General features: G+C 80.3%; 1 protein-coding gene. It reads left to right on the top strand.

Features of this window, described 5'->3' with window-relative positions; genetic code table 11:
- Nucleotides 1-7 precede the first annotated feature (7 nt).
- A partial coding sequence (locus ABD317_RS36650; RefSeq protein WP_344296338.1) for a proton-conducting transporter transmembrane domain-containing protein occupies nucleotides 8-1,708 on the top strand: 1,701 nt, incomplete at its 3' end.

The raw sequence follows: 1,708 nt of genomic DNA, 5'->3' as shown, positions 1-1,708 counted from the left end.
CGAGGAGGTGGCCGCCGTCGTGCTCGCCCTGGCGGTGCACGCCGCCGTCGAGCGGCCGGCGGCGCAGGCGCCGCTGCTGGCGGGGCTGCCCTTCGGGCTCGGCGCGTACGGCCTGTCCGGGCCGGTGGCGGTGACCGTCGCGGCCGTCACCCTGGCCGTGCTGCTCGCCAGCGTCGCGGACGTCGGCGCCGGCGAGCCGCGGGCCCGCTTCTTCGGCCTCATGCTGCTGTTCAGCGGCGCCATGCTCGTCACGGTCACGGCGACGACCCTGCCCGCGCTGCTGATGGGCTGGGAGGCCATGGGCGCCGCGTCGTGGGCGCTGATCGGCTTCTGGTGGCGCGATCCGGCGAGGGTGGAGGCGGCGGGCGTCGCGTTCGTGACGACCCGGGGCGCGGACCTGGGGCTGTACCTGGCCGCGGGCGCGGCCCTGGCCGGCGGCTCGGCGGCGGGGACGGAGCTGGACGGGCTGGCGGGGGTGCCGGCACCGTGGCTGCACCTGCTGACCGCGGGCGTCCTCGTCGCAGCGCTGGGCAAGTCCGCCCAGCTGCCGTTCAGTTTCTGGCTGTCGCGGGCGATGCAGGGCCCCACGCCCGTCTCGGCGCTGCTGCACTCGGCGACGATGGTCGTCGCCGGCGCGTACCTGCTGCTGCGGCTGCGGCCGCTGCTCGCCGCCTCCGGCTGGGGCGACGACGCGGCGGCCTGGGCCGGCGCGGCCACGGCGCTCACCCTCGGCCTGGTCGCGGTGGCGCAGACCGACCTCAAGCAGCTGCTCGCCGCCTCCAGCTGCGCCCAGATCGGCTTCATGGTGCTCGCGGCCGGGACGCCCGCCCCCACCGGCGGCACCCTGCAGCTCGCGGCGCACGCGGCGGCGAAGAGCCTGGCCTTCCTGGCGGCGGGCTGCTGGCTGACGGCGTTCGGCGCGCGCACCCTGCCCGCGCTGCGCGGCGCCGCCCGCCGGACCCGCGGCGCGGGCGCGGCGTTCACCGTGGCCGCGCTGAGCCTCGCGGGCGTACCGCCGCTGGCGCTCTGGGCCGCGAAGGGCGTGCTGCTGGCCGGGGCGGTGGGGCACAGCCCGGCGCTGTACGCGGCGGGGGTGGCCGCGGCCGCGGTCTCGGCGGTCTACAGCGCCAAGGCCCTGTGGTACGTCTGGCACCCGCCCGGGGCGGGTGCCCGGGTGCCGGCGGGGGAGGAACCCCGGGTCCCGCCCGCGGAACCCAGCCGCACCCCACCCGGGAAAGCCGCCTCCGCTGCTCCGGCGGACGCGCCGGGCGGTGCACTCCAGGGCGCGCCGCCCGCCGGGCCCAGGCACTCGCGCGCCGACACCGACACCGCCGGCCCTCCCGACCGCAGCCCCGCCGCGTCCGCCGTCCCGCTCCCCGGGGCGCTCTCGTTCGCCGTACTCGCCCTCGCCGCCGCGGGCCTCGGCGTCCTGGCCCTGCCCGGCCCGCGCGCCGCCCTCTCCGACCGCCTCGGCGCTCGCGGCGAAGCCGCGCCGCACGCCTGGGAGTTCGTGCTCTCCGCCGGGCTCGCCCTGGCCGCGGCGGCCGCCGTCTGGGCGTGGGGCGACCGCCGTGCCCCCGTACCCGCCCGGCTCACCTCGGCCGCCGCGGCGTGGCTCGGCCTGGAGGACGCGGCCCGCGCCCTCCTCGTCCGCCCGGTGCGGCGGCTCGCCGCCGCGCGGGCCGCCTTCGACGACCGGGTCCTGGAC

Source organism: Streptomyces synnematoformans (genome assembly GCF_039531005.1).
Classification (GTDB): domain Bacteria; phylum Actinomycetota; class Actinomycetes; order Streptomycetales; family Streptomycetaceae; genus Streptomyces; species Streptomyces synnematoformans.
This window is presented reverse-complemented; position numbering and strand designations above follow the sequence as displayed.